We start from the raw sequence: 18,714 nt of genomic DNA, 5'->3' as shown, positions 1-18,714 counted from the left end.
CAGCTATTCTTCCAAGTATTCGCATGGACACCGCCGCCAATCGCATAGAACGCAGGCCTGCACCCGCTTAGATCGTCGCCAGCCCATCAATAGAGTCCACCACTTCAAAACCATAGTACGCAACTAGGTATGGGTATTCAGCACATCTGCGCTTTGGCGCAGATGTCTAGCTGTCCGCTCATGTTTACATGCCGGGTGATATTTATGTATTTTCCAGATTTACAACATGCTAACCTTAGCGGCATTGGCCGAGTTAGGTCATTTGCCGCCTCTTGTACCGAGGTTAGACTGCTCTGCTATCTGAAGAGCGATTCCACCTAAAGGATTACGACATGTCTAGATGCACAGCACCAGTACGTGGCCATAGTACAGCGAGCGGGAGAGATGCTTGCCCCGCATGCAGTAGCCGAAGCCGGTATAGCGGCTTCGGGTCATACTCAAATTCGCCGTCGTCCTACTCTCCATCTTATTCCTCGTCGGGAAGCAATGGAGGCGTTCGGAGCGGTGGTGCATCCAGAAGTACCTTGAGGCCGCGCTGGTCGCGAGAAAGTTCGTCCGTGGTGTACACACCTGCCGAGGTACGGACGCTCACACCGGTCCGAGAAAACGTTGAAAGGCGAGCGTCCGTGCCCGATCTTCGTGACGTATTTCTTTGTCACGCGTGGGATGATCGGCAAGGAGCTGCTAAGGAACTGCATGATCTGCTTGAGTCGCTTGGTGTCTCGGTTTGGTTCAGCGAAAAGGATGTCCTCCTAGGCACGCCGTTACTCCGCGAAATCGATAAGGGACTGGTGAAGTCGCGAGTAGGGATTGTGCTGGTAACTCCTGCGCTGCTGCGCCGCCTCGCAGGGGAGGGCATCGCCGACAAAGAGCTTTCGGTACTCTTGGCGCGTGACTTGCTCGTTCCTATCGTGCACGACACGACGTATGAAGCTCTCCGTGACGTCAGTCCCCTGCTGGGTTCGAGAAGCGGCCTGAACACTGCAGACGATACGATGGCAAATGTTGCGGCCAAGCTCGCCGAGCTGCTTGCCCCGTAGTTTTATTGCCAATATAGATGCGCTATTCAGATAGGGGGACATTGGAGCCATGATTGAGGTGTGCTGTCAATAGCGGATACTTTTGTTTCAAGCCGCCCTCGGTTGTTTGCTTAATTTTTCAGCAAGCAACGTAGGTGAAACATTGCCGAGGCGCGAGTGGCGCCGCTGGCGGTTATAGAAGCTTGCGATGTATCCCTGTACTGCAGCTTTCGCATTGGCCGGTGTCGCGTAACGTTGATGGTGCACCAGCTCGTTTTTCAGGCTGCCCCAGAAGCTTTCCATGGGCGCGTTGTCATAGCAGTTCCCCCGGCGCGACATAGACGGCTGCATGCCGAACTGCGTCACCAGTTTTTGATAGTCATGGGCGCAGTACTGGCTGCCACGGTCGGAGTGGTGAATCAGGCCCGGCGCTGGGCGCTTGTTGCGCACGGCTTTCCACAGCGCCGTAGCCGTCAGCGTTTGCGTCATGCGCTCGTCCATCGCGTAGCCCACCAGCTCGCAGGTGAACACGTCCTTGATACCGGCCAGGTAAAGCCAGCCCTCGCCGGTCGCCACATAGGTGATGTCGGTCACCCAGGCTTCGTTCGGCCGGGTCGGCGCGAAAGTCTGATTGAGCAGATTGTCGGCCACCGGCAAGTCATGCTTCGAGTTCGTGGTCGCTTTGAACTTGCGCTTTTGCTTGCAGCGCAGGGCGAGCTCGCGACGCAGACGGACGATACGATCACGGCCGGCCGGAAAGCCTTGTGCCGTCAGTTCCGGCTGCATGCGAAGCGGGCCAAAAGTCTGCCGGCTCTGCGCGTGCACGGCCTCGAAGGCGACCTTCAGGCGCGCGTCGTCCTGCGCCCGCTGCGACGGTTTGCCGTTCGCCCAAGCGTAGAAACCGTTGCGCGAGACGCGAAAGACGCGGCACATGACGGTGACAGGAAATTCGAGTCGCAAGGTCTTCATGACCGCGTACTTGGCAGCGACTCCCGCGCAAAGTACGCTGCCGCTTTTTTTACGATATCGCGCTCTATGCGTGCCTCGGCAAGCTCTTTGCTAGACCACAGTAGTCTTCATGCAGTGATTTCTGTGTCTTAAGTAGAAAATTCTACTTCTGATTGCGTTTTGTGGGGAGATTACCGGCGTAACCCAGTTGGATGACCGACTCAAACACCGTTTGGTTGCCCCCGGTCTAGACCACTCGCTCCTTGAATATCCCGATCGTTGTGAGGTCCGGGATTTGGCTACTATAACGCCGCCCGAAAAAACGTTGGAAGCTCAAACGGTCGAGCAGTTGGAATTCCACCTGTTCGTCGCTCAGGTTAAACAAATGCTGGGTCATTAGCACGCGCACCAGCAGTTTAGTGAGAAACGGCTAACGACCACCACATCCCTGCTTGGTCGAGGCGCTGCATGATCGACCGATTCGGCAAGCGCGGCGAAGTTGGCATCTTGGTCGAGCAGGCGCAAGGTGTCTCCACGTTCGTCGAGCTTACTTCGCGCTCCTAGCCGGCAAACAGGCTGTGTTTGATTATGGAAATCGGACCAGAGTCGGTCCGCCGGCATCATGCCAGAACTGGGGAGTTTTTTCGAGGTGCCCTTAGATTAGGATTGGCTTATCGGCGAGTGTCCAGTGGAAAATGCGCACGCCGATCTCGTACCAAGTTGTGTTTCGATCAATTCTCTCAGCGATCTTATGAGGAGTGGTTCTTTGAAAATGTGATACAACTTGTTTCAACGTGCCTGACCCCACTCCGTCAATAATAGAACAAACAGTACAATTTTCTGAAGTGCATGCCGGAGGATTCGCGAGATAATATTTTACCTTCGAATCTAAATTCAGTTTTTTAATTTTCCCGTGCCAAAATTTTTCTTGCTCAGATTTGGCCTTGATTTTCATATAACTACAGAATTTTAAACCGTTTTTAACGTCTAAATAGCGAGTTACATCACTGTCTATACTGTTTATCGATTTGTAAGTATAAAATGCTGCCGGAATAGACGTCGCGCTCAATGCATCTTCGACAACTCCTAGTGGAAGAATGTTTTCGATGGATCTAGCTTGAAAATCCATAGCAAATGAGGGCCAGTTGCTGAGATTGACTAATGAAGAGCAAGCATTGCTCACTGCACTTCTAGGATATGCTGGACTTCGATAATCTCCATCTGTTATGCACATACAATATCCGTTATTGGATTTTAAATAATTTTCCAGCTTAACGGCCGTCTGAGATCCTCCTCCTGCATCCCGAATCGCGTTACAGGATTCTTTAAAGCCACTTTTAATGGCGGCTTGCCGTGCGCCGTGGAAGAACGCTTCCGAATCCAAAATATTTTCTCCAAGAACAACGCTTGGAGGAAAATTCTTATTACTGAATATTGTAATTGGCACACTCCACGCGGATGAACTAATTTTACTCAAAGTACCTGCTAAAGTAATGTTCAAGCTGAAGCTATTCGGATGTGGAAATGCCCCGTGGCCAGAAATATTTGAGCGCAATCTATTGAGTACAGCACGCGATTTCTGACTAAGTGGAAGTTGTAAAAGTGATCTTACTACGTTAAAACTAGTAGTAAGAAAGTGTTCACCATTATAAGACGACGCAAGAACACTTTCCAGTCCGGAAAGTTCGGCTAAGTTTGAGGGTAATAATTCACTTAATGAAGCGTCAAGTTGCACTAGCAATTTTTACCCCTTAAGCGAAAACGAAGTTTCATTGTCATCAATAGCATCAAAAAACCCATGGGGCCAATTTTTTAGCCTACCGTCATGGGAGTATTCGGCGATGCGTGTAGAGCTAATTCCAGTCTCCTCATTTTTATCAAATAGAATTACTTGTACATCGGACGGTGCTATCATACCGATCGAGACCAACTCTCCAAGCCTATTAACTAACGATGGGCTATGAGTTTCCACAATCATATCGATTCCTGGACCTTGATAATGAGAGTGAGGTTCAATATCTGAAGTGCAGGCGACAAATATGTCGGCAAGTTTGGATTGTAAGGCTGGGTGTAGGTGAAGTTCAGGTTGCTCTATTACAACTGTTTTTCGGACAAATTCATCCGTACCGCTTCGAGTAAACATCCATCCTGCGCTTAGTTTCCAAAGTTGAAGAGCGATAGGTAATACCTGAGAATATCCGAATCCGGTATCTGCTAGATTTACTGCTTGGTCAGAACCAACAATTTTCAAACGAATTGCGATATGTCCACCCGAGCTTTCCGTTTCAACCGAAATGCCGAAATTTTTCACGAGCCATTTGTTGAGCTCCTCTTTTTCATAGCTCGCTAAATTATCTAAAAAAAATGGTAAATTGGAGCCTCGAGAATCAATCTCGTCGACTGCTAGGTCTTGGCGACGATAATATCTTTGCGCGGTTGCTCGAAGAGGCTCCAAATAGTTAACATTTTTGCTTATTACAGTTATAGCTTCGTCGATTGCCGCAATTAGAAGCGGCAGTTTTGCCATAATTATTAAATTTCGAATTCGAGTAAATGCAGGATTTTTTTCCTCAAGATTTTTGCAGTAAGCGCTCCATTTTGCCGGCCCTTCATTTGGTTTTTTTAATTGAATCAAAATTTCTTTATCTGATCCAAACGAAAGTTGGTCAATTAAATCTTCATAACTGTCCAGTTGTGCGTTGGATTTGCTAATGTTAGCAATCTCTCGGGTCAATGCTCCGGTAAACAGATCCGTTTTGGTCGGGACGTCAACCTCTTTTTCGCCAAATTTAACTTTCTGAAATCGGTAAGAATGAATTTTTGGTAAAAGTCCGGGATAGGAAATTTGTTGATAAAATGCTGGATTTACAATTTCTTGAAGATCATCAACTGAAATTAAAGTTAGTTTCTGATCCTCAAATATCAAAACACATTTTACAGATTCAAATCTTATTTCTAATTTTGAAATTGTGGTTTCGGATGCTGTATTTACTTGGCTTAAAGTTATCGTCGTTGAAATATCGTAAGATATTTCATCGTCGATGACCTTTGTGGTAAGGTCAGAAGTTTTTTTATTAAGTCCAATTCGAAATGATAGTTCGATCTCTTTAGCTGATTTTGCATTACGCAAGCTGTCGTTGAAGCTGCCGAAATCGACTAATCTGCCGTACCACAGCACTGGACTGCGCTTACGTACTTCGGTACTTTGGCGTATCAATGGTAAAATCCGAGCAAAGGTGCTTTTGCCTCCGCTGTTGCGTCCCACTAGCACATTGATTCTGCGGATGGGAATTTCTTCAGTATCTAAGAAGCTTCTCAGATTTTTAACTCGTATTGCTCTCAAATTGCTCATATTTTTCCAAATTTAATTATAGAAATATTCGAACACATCAATATCATTAATGTAAAGAAATTTCTAATACGTATATTGACGTAGATGCTGAATTTACCGACGTTTCTGAAAATCTGTAATCTATCTAACTCGTCGTAAATGTTGGTCTGGCGCTACTTTCGGTAGGGTAATCTGCATCAGTCAAAATCGACTTGGTAGGTCAATTTCGCGTCGGCGCCAATACACGGCTTTAAACAAGAGAACACGCTCTTGATAGTACATGTAGGTGAGTACTCGTGCAGCACGGATAGCCTCGATCATCCCACTTGACGCATTAATTCAGGCTTCTGTTTGCAGGTCACTGACTGAAGATGGCCAAAATCGGTCAACGATAGCAGACTTTCTACGTGGAAAAATCACAAATTCTCACAGTGCCTCGATCGGCCACTTTGGGATGGCAGCGGACCTTCTCGTCATTTACTACTTGAGGGTGTCCAGATAGGAAGATCATTGTCCGGCTTGTGTTGCTAACTGGTGTTCGGCTTCAGGTACCATTGGTGTTCGATTTGAGATGAGAATGAGTGCTAGGTCTACGGAAGCACTGATTTATTTATTTGGCACCGTTCCGTGCTGAGGTCCGACCTGAGACAATAACGGCATCCCCACTGTCCGCCATCGACCATGCAAAAGAGCTTTTCTGACCTTGAATATGGTGCCAAGAAGAAACTGACGCGACGCGACCGATTCCTGGCCGAGATCGACAGCGTAACGCCGTGGGGCAAGCTGCATAAAGCCGTCGAGCCGTTCTATCCGAAGGTCGAAGGTGCCGGCCGGCCACCGATTGGACTGGCGCGCATGCTGCGCATGTACGTAGCCCAGCAATGCTTTGGCTTGTCGGACGAAGGTATCGAAGACGCGATCTATGACAGCCAGTCCATTCGTGCTTTCGTAGGCATCGACCTGGGCCGCGAATCGGCGCCGGACGCGACGACCTTGCTGAAGTTCCGCCACCTGCTTGAGGCCAACGGGCTGACGCGCCAGATCTTCGACACGATCAACGGGCACTTGGCCGAGAAAGGCTTGATGATGCGCGAAGGCACTATCGTCGACGCCACGCTGATCGCCGCGCCACCGTCGACCAAGAACAAGAATGGCAAGCGTGATCCGGAAATGCACCAGTCGAAGAAAGGCAACGACTGGCACTTTGGCATGAAGGCCCACGTCGGCGTCGATGTCGCTTCTGGCCTGGTGCATACGGTCATTGGCACGGCCGGCAATGCGGCCGATGTAACCCAGGCGCACGCGTTGCTGCACGGCGACGAGACCGCTGCACTCGGCGACGCCGGCTATCAGGGCGTGGAAAAACGGCCCGAAAACATCGGCAAATCAGTGACATGGCACGTGGCCATGAAGCGCTCCAAACGCAAGGCGCTGCCCAATAACAAACTGGGGCGCCTGACGGAAAAGTTGGAGCATCTGAAGGCCAGCGTGCGGGCAAAAGTGGAGCATCCGTTTCATGTCATCAAGAACCTGTTCCGTCATCGCAAGACGCGCTATCGCGGCTTGGCCAAGAACACTGCACAGCTTTTTACCTTGTTCGCCTTTGCCAATCTGGTACTGGCTGGACGGCGCTTTACGATCACCGAATCCCGTAGTCCGTCTTGACTCCAGAAAGACGCGCAGCATCGCGTCAAATTGAACGAAAAACGGGCTTGAACGGCTCGCCGGTCGGGTATTTGGCGCGCCAGCCTCGTCAGAAAACCGAATTGATCAGCGCTTCCCTACGGGAACTATTCATGCCGTATTGACATATTCCGGTTTTCCAATCTTGCCAAAGACCCGAATCGGATCAGGCTATCTGAGTTAGATTCTTATTAAGCGATGGAGCGTCCAACGCGGTGCAGAAAGTTGAATTTTTCGAGTTATGAACGCTTATTCGTGGAAAAATGAAAATTTCTCGATGAAAATGTGAAAATTTCGAAGAGTTAGCGTTAAAAACAGCAAACTTGCATGGCCTGACTAGCCATTCCTGCAGCTGTACGATATGAAAACCGATATCGGATTGCAGGAAAAAAAGATTGGTGCGATGACTCTCCAGCCCCTAAGATCAGCGTGGCGCCCTGCGTGCGCGACATCACCGCATGGCATGCCGCCTATAAAAATCCAACGGAGACCGTATGCCCATGAGTCATGATGCCCTTGCCCTGTCCGTCAGCGCCACGCCGTTCGGCACCCTGCCCGACGGCTCCGCCGTCACTGCCTATACGCTGACCAACCGCCACGGCATGCAAGTCAAGGTGCTGGACTTTGGCGCCATCATCAGCGAAGTCCATGTGCCGGACCGCGATGGCAAGTTTGCCGACGTGGTGCTGGGCTTTGACCATATCGAACCGTATCTGGCCAATTCGGCCTTCCTGGGCGCCGTGATCGGGCGTTTTGGCAACCGGATTGCCAAGGGGCAGTTCAGCCTCGATGGCAAGAACTACCAGCTGGCGGTCAATAATCCACCGAACCATTTGCATGGTGGCGAGCAGGGTTTTCACCAGGTGCTGTGGCAGGCGGTGCCGTTTGAAAACGACGAGGCGGTCGGCGTTACCTTTACGCGCAGCAGTCCGGACGGCGAAGATGGCTATCCGGGCAAGCTCGACGTCACAGTGGTGTATGAGCTGAACAACGACAATGCCTTGACCTTGCGCTACCACGCCGTGACCGACCAGGCCACGCCCGTCAACCTGACCAACCACAGCTATTTCAACCTGGCGGGGCAGGGCGATATTCTGGCGCACGAGATCGTTATCCATGCCGACCGCTATACGCCGGTCGATGCGGGTTCGATCCCCACCGGGGAACTGGCCGAGGTGGCCGGTACGCCGTTCGACCTGCGCCAGAGCACGCCGATAGGCACAGGCCTGGCTGCCGACGATCCGCAGATCGCCATCGGGCGCGGTTATGACCATAACTTTGTGCTCAATAAACAGGCAGGGCAGGCCTTGAGCCTGGCAGCGCTGGTGCGCGAGCCGCAGTCGGGGCGCGTGATGGAAGTGTATACAGAAGAGCCAGGTGTGCAGTTTTACTCGGGCAATTTCCTCGACAGCAGCCAGCAGGGCAAGGGGCGCGCCAATTCTTATCGTGGCGCTTTCTGCCTGGAGACCCAGCATTTTCCCGACTCGCCCAATCATGCGCACTTCCCCGACAGCATCTTGCGACCGGGCCAGGAGTACCGCACCAGCACGGTCTACCGCTTTTCAGCAGAGTAAGCCTGCGTTCCCGCCAGCACTGTCACGCCCTGCTTGCAGGGCGTTATTGTTGCCGTTGTCGATATTCATTTCGGTATCGAAACGCTATAAAAATTGATTGGAAAGGCATGGCGCCTTTCTTTAGTATCGCCACATCGCTGCCCGGGCCGATTGATGTGATCGGGCATGGCACAACCAGGAGAATGGCATGTCTGACACAAAAAAGAAGGTAACACTGCGCTCGGCCGAGTGGTTTGGCTCGCAGGACAAGAACGGTTTCATGTATCGCAGCTGGATGAAAAACCAGGGTATTCCCGACCATGAATTCCAGGGCAAGCCGATTATCGGCATCTGCAACACCTGGTCCGAACTGACGCCGTGCAATGCGCACTTCCGTAAATTGGCCGAGCACGTCAAGCGCGGCATCCTGGAAGCGGGTGGTTTTCCGGTCGAATTCCCGGTGTTCTCGAACGGCGAATCGAATCTGCGCCCAACCGCCATGCTGACGCGTAACCTGGCCTCGATCGACGTCGAAGAATCGATCCGCGGCAATCCGATGGACGGCGTGGTGCTGCTGGTCGGCTGCGACAAGACGACCCCGGCGCTGCTGATGGGCGCGGCGTCAGTCGATATTCCGACCATCGTCGTCACTGGTGGCCCGATGCTGAACGGCAAACTCAACGGCAAGAACATCGGCTCCGGCACGGCCGTATGGCAACTGCACGAGCAGGTCAAGGGCGGCGAAATTTCGATGCACGAATTTTTGGCGGCCGAAGCGGGCCACTCGCGCTCGGCCGGTACCTGCAACACCATGGGCACGGCCTCGACCATGGCCTGCATGGCCGAATCGCTGGGCACCTCGCTGCCGCACAATGCGGCGATTCCAGCGGTAGACGCGCGTCGCTATGTGCTGGCGCATATGTCGGGCATCCGCATCGTCGAGATGGTCAATGAAGACCTGAAACTGTCGAAAATCCTGACCAAGGAAAATTTTGAAAACGCGATTCGCGTCAACGCCGCCATCGGCGGTTCGACCAATGCCGTGATCCACCTGAAGGCGATTGCCGGGCGTATCGGCGTCGACCTGGAACTGGAAGACTGGACCCGCGTGGGCCGTGGCATGCCGACCATCGTCGACCTGCTGCCATCGGGCCGCTTCCTGATGGAAGAGTTTTATTACGCCGGTGGCCTGCCGGCCGTGATCCGCCGCATGGGCGACGGCAATCTGCTGCCCAACCCGGACGCGCTGACCGTCAACGGCAAGTCGCTGTGGGAAAACTGCAAGGACGCGCCGATCTACGACGACGAAGTGGTGCGCACCCTGGACAATCCTCTGTTGAAGGATGGCGGCATCTGCATTTTGCGCGGCAACCTGGCACCACGCGGCGCCGTGCTGAAACCGTCGGCCGCCACCCCGGCGCTGATGCAGCACCGCGGCAAGGCCGTGGTGTTCGAAGACTTCGAGCACTACAAGTCGCGCATCATGGACCCGAACCTGGAAGTTGATAAAGACTCGGTGCTGGTGATGAAGAACTGCGGCCCGAAAGGTTATCCGGGCATGGCCGAAGTGGGCAACATGGGCCTGCCGCCTAAACTGCTGGCGGCCGGCGTGAAGGACATGGTACGCATTTCGGATGCACGCATGAGCGGTACCGCCTACGGCACCGTGGTGCTGCACGTGGCGCCCGAAGCGATGGCCGGCGGCCCGCTGGGCATCGTGCAGGACGGCGACTGGATCACGCTTGACTGCGCCGGTGGCCTGTTGAACCTGGACATTACCGACGAAGAAATGGCGGCGCGCCAGGCAGTGCGCGTGCGCGGTAGCGCGCCAGGTCCGAAGACCGGCTACCAGCAGCTGTATATCGAACACGTGCTGCAGGCCGATGAAGGCTGCGACTTCGACTTCCTGGTCGGCCCGCGCGGTTCCGCCGTGCCACGCCATTCACACTAAGCGAGAGACTGACATGTTGCTGATTCAATTCAAGAACGAAAACGGCGCCCGCCAGGTCGGCCTGCTGCAAGACGATGTCGTCACCATTATCGACGGCTACGACACGACCTATGCGCTGGCGCAGGACGCCATCCGCAGCAAAACCGGTCTGGCCGAACTGGTCAACGCCAAGCTCGGCACCGCGACCGCTTCCTATGCGGCCATCGCCGCCGCCGGCCGCGTCCTGCCGCCGCTCGACCATGCCGACGAAGCGCACTGCTACGTGACGGGCACCGGCCTGACCCACCTGGGCAGCGCCGGTGCGCGCGACGCCATGCACAAGAAAATCGGCGGCGATGCGGAATCCTTGAGCGACTCGATGAAGATGTTCCGCATGGGCGTCGAAGGCGGCAAACCTGCCGCTGGCGCGGCTGGCGCCCAGCCCGAATGGTTCTACAAGGGCGACGGCTCGATCGTGCGCGCCGGCGGCCAGCCGCTGGGCATGCCCGACTTTGCTCTGGATGGCGGCGAAGAGCCGGAAATCGCCGGCCTGTACGTGATCGGCGACGACGGCCAGCCGTATCGCGTCGGCTACGCCATCGGCAATGAATTTTCGGACCACATCACCGAACGCCAGAACTATCTGTACCTGGCGCATTCGAAACTGCGCATGTGCAGCGTCGGCCCGGCCCTGCTGGTGGGCGATTTGCCTGAACACATAGACGGCAGCTCGCGCGTGCTGGACTCTTCCGGCAAAGTGCGCTGGGAAAAGGCTTTTGTCAGTGGCGAGACGAATATGTCGCACACGATTGCCAACCTGGAGCACCACCACTTCAAATATCCGCTGTTCAAACGTCCTGGCGATGTACATGTACACTTCTTCGGCACGGCGACTTTGAGCTTTGCCGATGGCGTGAGTGTCGCGCCGGGCGAAACGTTTGAAATCGAGGCGCCGGCCTTTGGCCCGGCACTGTCGAACCGCCTTGAAATCTTCCCTACCGAATTTGCGAAAGTGAGCACATTATGAGTTTCAATATCACGGGCGAAGCCCTGATCGGCGGCGTTGCCGTCAAAGCCAACGGCGCCTCCTTCGAAGCCTGGGATCCGGCCGCCCTCGCGCATGTCGCGCCGTCGTTCCAGACCGTCGATGCGGCCCAGATCGATGAAGCTTGCCGACTGGCCGAAGCCGCCTTCGACACTTACCGTGCCACCACCGACGCCGAGCGTGCCGATTTCCTCGACACCATCGCCGAACAGATCCTGGCCATCGGCGACGACCTGATCGTGCGCGCCATGACCGAAAGCGGCTTGCCGCGCGTGCGCCTGGAAGGCGAACGCGGCCGCACCGTGGGCCAGCTGAAACTGTTCGCCGGCCTGCTGCGCGAAGGTTCCTGGACCGATGCCCGCATCGACAGCGCCCTGCCGGAACGCACCCCGCCACGTCCTGACCTGCGCCTGCGCATGATCGGCCTGGGCCCGGTTGCCGTATTCGGCGCCAGCAACTTCCCGCTGGCCTTCTCGGTTGCTGGCGGCGATACCGCTTCGGCCCTGGCCGCCGGTTGCCCGGTAGTACTGAAAGCCCATCCGGCCCACCCTGGCACCTCGGAACTGGTGGCGCGCGCCATCGTCAAGGCAGTCGAGATCGCCAAGCTGCCAGCCGGCGTATTTTCCTTGCTGACCGGTATCGGCAACGATCTCGGCCAGAACCTGGTAGCCCATCCGGCCATCCAGGCAGTCGGCTTTACCGGCTCGCGCGCCGGTGGCCTGGCGCTGATGAAAGTGGCGGCCAACCGTCCGCAACCGATTCCTGTCTACGCCGAAATGAGCAGCATCAACCCGGTATTCGTGCTGCCGCAGGCGCTGGCCGCCCGTGGCGCCGCGATTGCCGCCGGCTTTGCCGGTTCGCTGACGATGGGCGTGGGCCAGTTCTGCACCAATCCTGGCCTGGTGCTGGGTTTGGAAGGCCCTGAATTTACGGCGTTTGCCGCCGCCGCCGCCGAAGCGCTGGCGCCAGCGCCGGCTGGCACCATGCTGACGGCCGGCATCGCCAGCAGCTACGTCAAGGGCGTGGCCGCTTTGGCGCAGCACGCCGATGTGAAGTCCTTGGTGCAGAACACGGGCGAAGAAGGCAAGGGCGCCGCCGCCCTGTTCGTTACTTCGGGCGAGGCGTTTTTGGCCAGACACGACCTGCGCGACGAAGTGTTCGGCCCGGTCTCGCTGCTGGTGGCCTGCCGCGATATCGCGCAACTGGTTGAAATCACCGAAAGCCTGGAAGGCCAGCTGACGGCTACCTTGCAAATGGACCAGGGCGACCTGGAAGACGCACGCCGCCTGCTGCCGGCGCTGGAACGCCGCGTCGGCCGCATCCTGGCCAACGGTTTCCCGACCGGCGTGGAAGTATCGACCGCGATGGTGCATGGCGGCCCGTTCCCGGCCACCTCGGATGGCCGCAGCACTTCGGTCGGCACGGCGGCGATCAACCGCTTCCTGCGCCCGGTGTCGTACCAGAACCTGCTGCAGGACCTGCTGCCGGAATCGCTGCGTGACGGCAATCCGCTGGGTATCTGGCGCCGTAAAGACGGTGTATTGGGCAAAGAGTAAGCGTCAATCGGTAAAACAGTGGAGAACAGATGAAGCAGTTGGCAAGGTATGACAGCCTGCGTGGCAAGCGCGTATTTATCACCGGTGGTGGCAGCGGCATCGGCGAATCGATGGTCGAGGAGTTTGCCGCCCAAGGCGCGCTGGTGGCGTTTGTCGATATTGCCCGTGACGCCAGCGAGGCTTTGTGCCGCCGCTTGGCGGAAGCCGGTTTGCCGGCGCCGCTGTTTCGCCACTGTGATATTACCGATATCCCCGCGCTGCAGGCCGTCATGGCCGGCTTCGTGGCCGAGATCGGCGACTTCGACGTGCTGGTCAACAATGCCGCCAACGACCAGCGCCACCAGGCCGAAGATGTCACCGTGGAATACTGGAACGAGCGCATCGCGATCAATCAGCGGCCGATGTTCTTCACCTGCCAGGCCGTATTCGAGGGCATGAAGCGCCGCGGCGGTGGCTCCATCATCAATGTCAGCTCGATTTCGTGGCACATGAAGTCGGGCGGCTATCCCGTGTATGCCACCACCAAGGCGGCCGTGGTGGGACTGACGCGGGGCCTGGCGCGCGACTATGGCGCGCACAATATCCGCGTCAATACCGTCACGCCGGGCTGGGTCATGACGCAGCGCCAGATCGACCTGTGGGTTGACGACGCGGCCGAGCTGGAAATCAAGAAAAGCCAGTGCCTGCCGAATAAATTGATGGCGCGCGATATCTCGGCCATGGTGCTGTTCCTCGCTTCGGACGACGGCGCCATGTGCTCGTCGCAGGAATTCATTGTCGACGCCGGCTGGGTATAATTTTATCCCCGCAGCAAACGTTCGCTCCTGCCGGCCACCGCCGCAGGAGCTTTTTTTCGTTTACCGCGCGGCGGCGCTTACTATTTTTGATACCGATATATAAATTGATATCACCTGTGAAAAAGAATTGATTGGATGGCTATGTTGCTTTCTCCTACCATGGGTTCATAAAAAAATGCCCGGCCAGGCATCCCGTCTTGCCGGTATTCCGATAAAAATGGAGACTACAATGAAATTCACACGCCGCACACTGCTCGCCAGCGCCATCCTGCTCGCCCTGTCCAGCACGACGTCCGCCTTTGCCGCCAAGCCGCTGGTGATGGGTTTCTCGCAGGTGGGTGCCGAAAGCGAATGGCGCACCGCCAATACCGTGTCGATCAAGGACGCCGCCAAGAAAGATGGCGTCACCCTGAAATTTGCCGACGCCCAGCAGAAACAGGAAAACCAGGTCAAGGCCCTGCGCTCGTTCATCGCCCAGAAGGTCGACGTGATCGCCTTCTCGCCAGTCGTCGAATCGGGCTGGGATACGGTATTGCGTGAAGCCAAGGCTGCCAAGATTCCCGTCATCCTGACTGACCGCGCCGTCAACGTCACCGACAAATCGCTGTACGTGACCTTTATCGGCTCGGACTTCGTCGAAGAGGGCCGCCGCGCCGGTCAATGGCTGCTCGAGCACGCCAAGAAAACCCCGGACGCGCAGTTGAATATCGTCGAGCTGCAAGGCACCGTCGGTTCGGCGCCGGCGATCGACCGCAAGGCGGGCTTTGCGGAAGTCATCGGCAAGAATTCGAAGCTGAAGATCATCCGTTCGCAAACCGGCGACTTTACCCGCGCCAAGGGCAAGGAAGTGATGGAAGCGTTCCTGAAGGCCGAAGGCAAGAAGATCAACGTGCTGTACGCGCACAATGACGACATGGCCATCGGCGCCATCCAGGCGATCGAAGAAGCGGGCATGAAGCCGGGCAAGGACATCATTATCATCTCGATCGATGGCGTGAAAGGCGCGTTCGAGGCGATGATTGCCGGCAAGCTGAACGTCACCGTCGAGTGCAGCCCGCTGCTGGGCCCGCAACTGATGTCGATCGCGCGCGATGTGGTGGCCGGCAAAGCGGTGCCGAAACGCATCACGACGGAAGAGGGCGTGTTCCCGGCCGAAGTGGCGGCCAAGGAATTTCCTAACCGTAAATACTAAGCTTGCCGATGAATACGCAAGTGTCGCATGACACCGCGCCAGTGCCATTGCTGGAACTGCGCGGCATCAGCAAGTCATTTCCCGGCGTCAAAGCCCTCAGCAATGTTGCACTGCGCCTGTATCCGGGCGAAGTGCATACCTTGATGGGGCAAAATGGCGCCGGGAAGTCGACCCTGATCAAGGTGCTGACGGGCGTCTACACGCCCGACAGTGGCGAGATTGTGCTCGATGGCAAGCCCATCGCGCCGGCCTCGACTTCGGATGCCCAGGCCTTGGGCATCAGCACCGTGTACCAGGAAGTCAATCTGTGCCCGAATTTGTCGGTGGCGGAAAACATTTTTATCGGCCGCTATCCGCGCCGCTTCGGGGCGATCGACTGGCGCTCGATGCAGCAGCAGGCGCGCGCCTTGCTGCAGCAACTGCAGATCGATATCGATGTGACGGCGCAATTGTCGGCCTATCCGCTGGCAATCCAGCAGATGGTGGCCATTTCGCGCGCCCTGAATATTTCGGCGCGCGTGCTGATCCTCGACGAACCGACCTCCAGCCTGGATGAAGCGGAAGTCAACCTGCTGTTCTCGGTACTGCGCCGCTTGCGCGAGCAGGGTATGGCGATTCTGTTCGTGACCCACTTCCTCGAGCAGACCTACGCCATTTCCGACCGCATCACGGTGATGCGCAACGGTGAGCGCGAAGGCGAATACCCTTGCAGCGAACTGTCGCGCCTGGCGCTGGTCAACAAGATGATCGGCGTGGCGGCCGATACGCAGGCGCTGGCCGATGAACCGCTGCACGACGGCGCTGCTGTTTTTGGTGCAAATGTGGTCGAAGCGCAAGGCCTGGGCCGCAAGGGTGCGCTGGCGCCGATGGACTTCCATATCCGCCAGGGTGAACTGCTGGGCCTGGCCGGCTTGCTGGGCTCGGGCCGCACCGAACTGGCGCGCCTGCTGTTTGGTGCCGACAAGGCCGATACCGGCAGCATCCGGATCAACGGCAAGGCAAAGAACTTTGCCGTGCCGCGCGACGCGATCGCTGCCGATATCGGTTTCTGCTCGGAAGACCGCAAGCACGAAGGCGCGATCCTGGACCTGTCGGTGCGCGAAAACATCATCCTGGCCTTGCAGGCACGCACCGGCTTGCTGCGCGCGATTCCGTTCAAGCGCCAGCAGGCGCTGGCCGATGAGTACGTGAAAGCGCTGGGCATCAAGACGGCCAGCATCGAGACGCCGATCGGCAGCTTGTCGGGCGGCAACCAGCAGAAAGCCTTGCTGGCACGCTGGCTGGTGACCAATCCCAAAATGCTGATCCTGGACGAACCGACGCGCGGCATCGACGTGCGCGCCAAGCAGGAAATCATGAGTTACGTTAGCAAGCTGTGCCGCAAAGGCATGGCGATCCTGTTCATCTCGTCCGAGCTGCCCGAGGTGCTGCGCTGCAGCGACCGCATTGTCGTCATGCGCGACCGCAAGGCCTGCGGCGAATATGCGCGTGGCGAGCTCGATGACAGCTCGGTGCTGCAGGTGATCGCCGGAGACAGCGCATGAGCATTTCCACACCGGCCGGCGCGGCGCGCTCGGCCATCACCACGGATGGTTCCCCTTTGCATAACGTCCTGACTCACCCGCTCGGCCGCCCGGTGGGCGCGCTGGTGCTGCTGCTGCTGGTGGCTTTCTTTACCATCCCGGGCTTTTTCCACCTTGAAGTGCGCGACGGCCATTTGTACGGCAGCGTGATCGACATCATCAACCGCGCCGCTCCCTTGATGCTGGCGGCGCTCGGCATGACCTTGGTGATCGCCACGCGCGGCATCGATATTTCGGTTGGCGCCGTGGTGGCGCTGTCCGGCACCGTGGCCGCCATGCTGATCGGCGGCACCATGGTGATGGACAACGGCGTGCCCACTTACGTGAGCAATATGCCGATGGGCTGGGCGCTGGCTGCGGCCCTGGGCGCAGCCTTGCTGTGCGGCGCCTGGAACGGCGTGCTGGTGGCCGGCCTGGGCCTGCAGCCGATCGTCGCCACCTTGATACTGATGGTGGCCGGGCGCGGCCTGGCGCAGTTGCTGACGGACGGCCAGATCGTCACGGTCTACTACAAGCCGTTTTTCTTTATCGGCAGCGGCTATCTGTTCGGCCTGCCGTTCTCGCTGTACCTGGTGGCGGCAGTGTTCATCATTACCGCCTTGCTGATGAAAAAGACCGCGCTCGGCCTGTTTATCCAGGCAGTCGGCATCAATCCGGTGGCCGCGCGCCTGGCCGGCATCCGCACGGCGACATTGATATTTTTCGTCTACGTGTTCTGCGCCGCCTGCGCCGGCTTGTCGGGCCTGATGATCAGCTCGAACATCAAGAGCGCCGACGCCAATAACGCGGGGCTGATGCTGGAACTGGATGCCATCCTGGCCGTGACCCTGGGTGGCACCTCGCTGGCCGGCGGCAAGTTCAGCCTGGTGGGCAGCATGATCGGCGCGCTGATCATCCAGACCCTCACCTACACGATCTACTCGCTGGGCGTGCCGCCGGAAGTGAACATGGTGGTCAAATCGGTCGTCGTGTTCCTCGTCTGCATGTCGCAATCGTCGGAATTCAAGCAATTGCTGCAACGGAGGAAAGCATGAAGGGCTTGCTGCATACCCCTTATTTCACCTCGCTCGTCACCGTATTGCTGCTGGTGGTGATGCTGGGCCTGGGCGGCGCGATGTATCCTGGCCTGCTGTCGACGCAAGTCATTTTCAACTTGCTGATTGATAACGCCTTTTTGCTGGTGATCGCCGTCGGCATGACGTTTGTGATCGTCTCGGGCGGCATCGACCTGTCGGTCGGCTCGGTGCTGGCGCTGTCGACCATGATTGCCGCCTGGCTGCTGCAGGTGGCGCACTGGCCGCCGCTCCTGGTGATTGCCACCGTGCTCGCCTTGGGCTGCGTGTTTGGCGCCAGCATGGGCGCCTTTATCCACTACTTCAAGCTGCAGCCGTTCATCGTCACCCTGGCCGGCATGTTTTTGGCACGCGGCCTGTGCTATCTGATCAGCATCAATTCGATCACCATCGACGACCCGCTGTACGTGGCCATGTCGCAAACCCAGCTGCAGTTCCTTGGCGGCTTTGTTTCCCCGGGCGTGGTGATCGCGGTGATCACCCTGCTGGCGGCGGTCTGGCTGGCGCACGCCACGCCGTTTGGCCGCGCGGTGTATGCGATCGGCGGCAATGAGCAGTCGGCGCTGATGATGGGCTTGCCGGTCGGCCGCACCAAGGTGCTGATCTATGCTTTCAGCGGCTTTTGCGCTTCCCTGGGCGGCGTGCTGTTTTCGTTCTACATGCTGTCCGGCTACGGCCTGCATGCGCAGGGCACGGAACTCGATGCAATTGCCGCCGTGGTGATTGGCGGCACCTTGCTCAGCGGCGGCTACGGCTATGTGGCCGGCGCCTTGTCGGGCGTGCTGGTGCTAGGCACTATCCAGACCCTGATCGCGTTTGACGGCACGCTCAGTTCCTGGTGGACCAAGATTGTCATCGGCGGCCTGCTGTTCGTGTTTTGCGTGGTGCAACGTTTGATGGCAATGGGGCAGAAGAAAACCGCCTGATTTTTTACCTGCCTGAGCATGGCCATCGGCGTTAGCGCCGGTGGCTTTTTTTTGACTGTACTGGAGACATAGCGATAT

Annotated in this window: 14 protein-coding genes and 1 pseudogene; 11 read left to right on the top strand and 4 right to left on the bottom strand. The window is 56.9% G+C overall.

The window, feature by feature from the left end:
- Nucleotides 1-626 precede the first annotated feature (626 nt).
- A complete protein-coding gene (locus AC0Z42_RS18305; protein ID WP_485469621.1) occupies nucleotides 627-1,040 on the top strand; it encodes a toll/interleukin-1 receptor domain-containing protein in 414 nt (137 codons plus the stop codon).
- 87 nt (nucleotides 1,041-1,127) lie between these two features.
- On the opposite strand, the pseudogene AC0Z42_RS18300 reads toward AC0Z42_RS18305, so the two are convergent.
- From AC0Z42_RS18300 to AC0Z42_RS18285, 4 genes and pseudogenes are all read right to left on the bottom strand, one after another.
- A pseudogene (locus AC0Z42_RS18300) lies at nucleotides 1,128-2,077 on the bottom strand (IS3 family transposase); the annotation flags it as partial.
- 137 nt (nucleotides 2,078-2,214) lie between these two features.
- The gene (locus AC0Z42_RS18295) at nucleotides 2,215-2,364 is read right to left on the bottom strand and encodes a transposase (RefSeq protein ID WP_485469620.1); all 150 of its coding nucleotides are present in this window, start codon (nucleotides 2,362-2,364) and stop codon (nucleotides 2,215-2,217) included.
- A 258-nt stretch (nucleotides 2,365-2,622) separates the two neighbouring features.
- Nucleotides 2,623-3,702, bottom strand: coding sequence for a hypothetical protein (locus AC0Z42_RS18290; RefSeq protein WP_485469619.1), 1,080 nt, complete (start codon nucleotides 3,700-3,702; stop codon nucleotides 2,623-2,625).
- Nucleotides 3,703-3,711: 9 nt separating this feature from the next.
- Nucleotides 3,712-5,319, bottom strand: coding sequence for a DUF3696 domain-containing protein (locus tag AC0Z42_RS18285; protein ID WP_485469618.1), 1,608 nt, complete (start codon nucleotides 5,317-5,319; stop codon nucleotides 3,712-3,714).
- Between the two features lie 660 nt (nucleotides 5,320-5,979).
- On the opposite strand from AC0Z42_RS18285, the gene AC0Z42_RS18280 reads away from it, so the two are divergent.
- The 10 genes from AC0Z42_RS18280 (at nucleotide 5,980) to yjfF (ending at nucleotide 18,636) form a co-directional block, all read left to right on the top strand.
- Nucleotides 5,980-6,963, top strand: coding sequence for an IS5 family transposase (locus AC0Z42_RS18280; protein ID WP_485469617.1), 984 nt, complete (start codon nucleotides 5,980-5,982; stop codon nucleotides 6,961-6,963).
- A 518-nt stretch (nucleotides 6,964-7,481) separates the two neighbouring features.
- Nucleotides 7,482-8,555 (top strand): aldose epimerase family protein, encoded by a 1,074-nt coding sequence (locus AC0Z42_RS18275; RefSeq protein ID WP_485469616.1) that lies wholly within the window; start codon nucleotides 7,482-7,484, stop codon nucleotides 8,553-8,555.
- Between the two features lie 187 nt (nucleotides 8,556-8,742).
- Nucleotides 8,743-10,485 carry an IlvD/Edd family dehydratase gene (locus tag AC0Z42_RS18270; protein WP_485469615.1) on the top strand — a complete coding sequence of 581 codons (1,743 nt, stop codon included), beginning with the start codon at nucleotides 8,743-8,745 and terminating at the stop codon, nucleotides 10,483-10,485.
- A gap of 13 nt (nucleotides 10,486-10,498) precedes the next feature.
- Nucleotides 10,499-11,491: an AraD1 family protein gene (gene araD1, locus AC0Z42_RS18265; protein WP_485469614.1), complete on the top strand. Its 993-nt coding sequence runs from the start codon at nucleotides 10,499-10,501 to the stop codon at nucleotides 11,489-11,491.
- Nucleotides 11,488-13,065: an aldehyde dehydrogenase (NADP(+)) gene (locus tag AC0Z42_RS18260; RefSeq protein WP_485469613.1), complete on the top strand. Its 1,578-nt coding sequence runs from the start codon at nucleotides 11,488-11,490 to the stop codon at nucleotides 13,063-13,065. Before araD1 ends, AC0Z42_RS18260 begins: the two co-directional genes overlap by 4 nt.
- A gap of 29 nt (nucleotides 13,066-13,094) precedes the next feature.
- A complete protein-coding gene (locus tag AC0Z42_RS18255) occupies nucleotides 13,095-13,862 on the top strand; it encodes an SDR family NAD(P)-dependent oxidoreductase (RefSeq protein WP_485469612.1) in 768 nt (255 codons plus the stop codon).
- Nucleotides 13,863-14,091: 229 nt separating this feature from the next.
- On the top strand, nucleotides 14,092-15,054 hold the full coding sequence (locus AC0Z42_RS18250) for an ABC transporter substrate-binding protein (RefSeq protein WP_485469611.1): 963 nt from the start codon (nucleotides 14,092-14,094) through the stop codon (nucleotides 15,052-15,054).
- A gap of 8 nt (nucleotides 15,055-15,062) precedes the next feature.
- Complete coding sequence (locus tag AC0Z42_RS18245; protein ID WP_485469610.1) at nucleotides 15,063-16,598, top strand: sugar ABC transporter ATP-binding protein; 1,536 nt, start codon at nucleotides 15,063-15,065, stop codon at nucleotides 16,596-16,598.
- On the top strand, nucleotides 16,595-17,671 hold the full coding sequence (locus tag AC0Z42_RS18240; RefSeq protein ID WP_485469609.1) for an ABC transporter permease: 1,077 nt from the start codon (nucleotides 16,595-16,597) through the stop codon (nucleotides 17,669-17,671). The genes AC0Z42_RS18245 and AC0Z42_RS18240 overlap by 4 nt, the downstream gene beginning before the upstream one ends.
- Complete coding sequence (yjfF, locus tag AC0Z42_RS18235; protein WP_485469608.1) at nucleotides 17,668-18,636, top strand: galactofuranose ABC transporter, permease protein YjfF; 969 nt, start codon at nucleotides 17,668-17,670, stop codon at nucleotides 18,634-18,636. The genes AC0Z42_RS18240 and yjfF overlap by 4 nt, the downstream gene beginning before the upstream one ends.
- Nucleotides 18,637-18,714: the final 78 nt, after the last annotated feature.

Source organism: Janthinobacterium sp. 1L-D-8-B-C4 (genome assembly GCF_057291295.1).
Note: the sequence above shows the minus strand (reverse complement) of the source record. Positions and strands in the feature narration are given on the sequence as shown.

What these genes read in the sequence shown, in the direction of transcription:
- AC0Z42_RS18255 (WP_485469612.1), top strand. Translation starts at nt 13,095, where the DNA reads ATGAAGCAGTTGGCAAGGTATGACAGCCTGCGTGGCAAGCGCGTATTT.
- AC0Z42_RS18275 (WP_485469616.1), top strand. Translation starts at nt 7,482, where the DNA reads ATGAGTCATGATGCCCTTGCCCTGTCCGTCAGCGCCACGCCGTTCGGC.
- AC0Z42_RS18250 (WP_485469611.1), top strand. Translation starts at nt 14,092, where the DNA reads ATGAAATTCACACGCCGCACACTGCTCGCCAGCGCCATCCTGCTCGCC.
- AC0Z42_RS18260 (WP_485469613.1), top strand. Translation starts at nt 11,488, where the DNA reads ATGAGTTTCAATATCACGGGCGAAGCCCTGATCGGCGGCGTTGCCGTC.
- AC0Z42_RS18270 (WP_485469615.1), top strand. Translation starts at nt 8,743, where the DNA reads ATGTCTGACACAAAAAAGAAGGTAACACTGCGCTCGGCCGAGTGGTTT.
- yjfF (WP_485469608.1), top strand. Translation starts at nt 17,668, where the DNA reads ATGAAGGGCTTGCTGCATACCCCTTATTTCACCTCGCTCGTCACCGTA.
- AC0Z42_RS18285 (WP_485469618.1), bottom strand. Translation starts at nt 5,319, where the DNA reads ATGAGCAATTTGAGAGCAATACGAGTTAAAAATCTGAGAAGCTTCTTA.
- AC0Z42_RS18295 (WP_485469620.1), bottom strand. Translation starts at nt 2,364, where the DNA reads ATGACCCAGCATTTGTTTAACCTGAGCGACGAACAGGTGGAATTCCAA.
- AC0Z42_RS18240 (WP_485469609.1), top strand. Translation starts at nt 16,595, where the DNA reads ATGAGCATTTCCACACCGGCCGGCGCGGCGCGCTCGGCCATCACCACG.
- AC0Z42_RS18280 (WP_485469617.1), top strand. Translation starts at nt 5,980, where the DNA reads ATGCAAAAGAGCTTTTCTGACCTTGAATATGGTGCCAAGAAGAAACTG.
- AC0Z42_RS18245 (WP_485469610.1), top strand. Translation starts at nt 15,063, where the DNA reads ATGAATACGCAAGTGTCGCATGACACCGCGCCAGTGCCATTGCTGGAA.
- araD1 (WP_485469614.1), top strand. Translation starts at nt 10,499, where the DNA reads ATGTTGCTGATTCAATTCAAGAACGAAAACGGCGCCCGCCAGGTCGGC.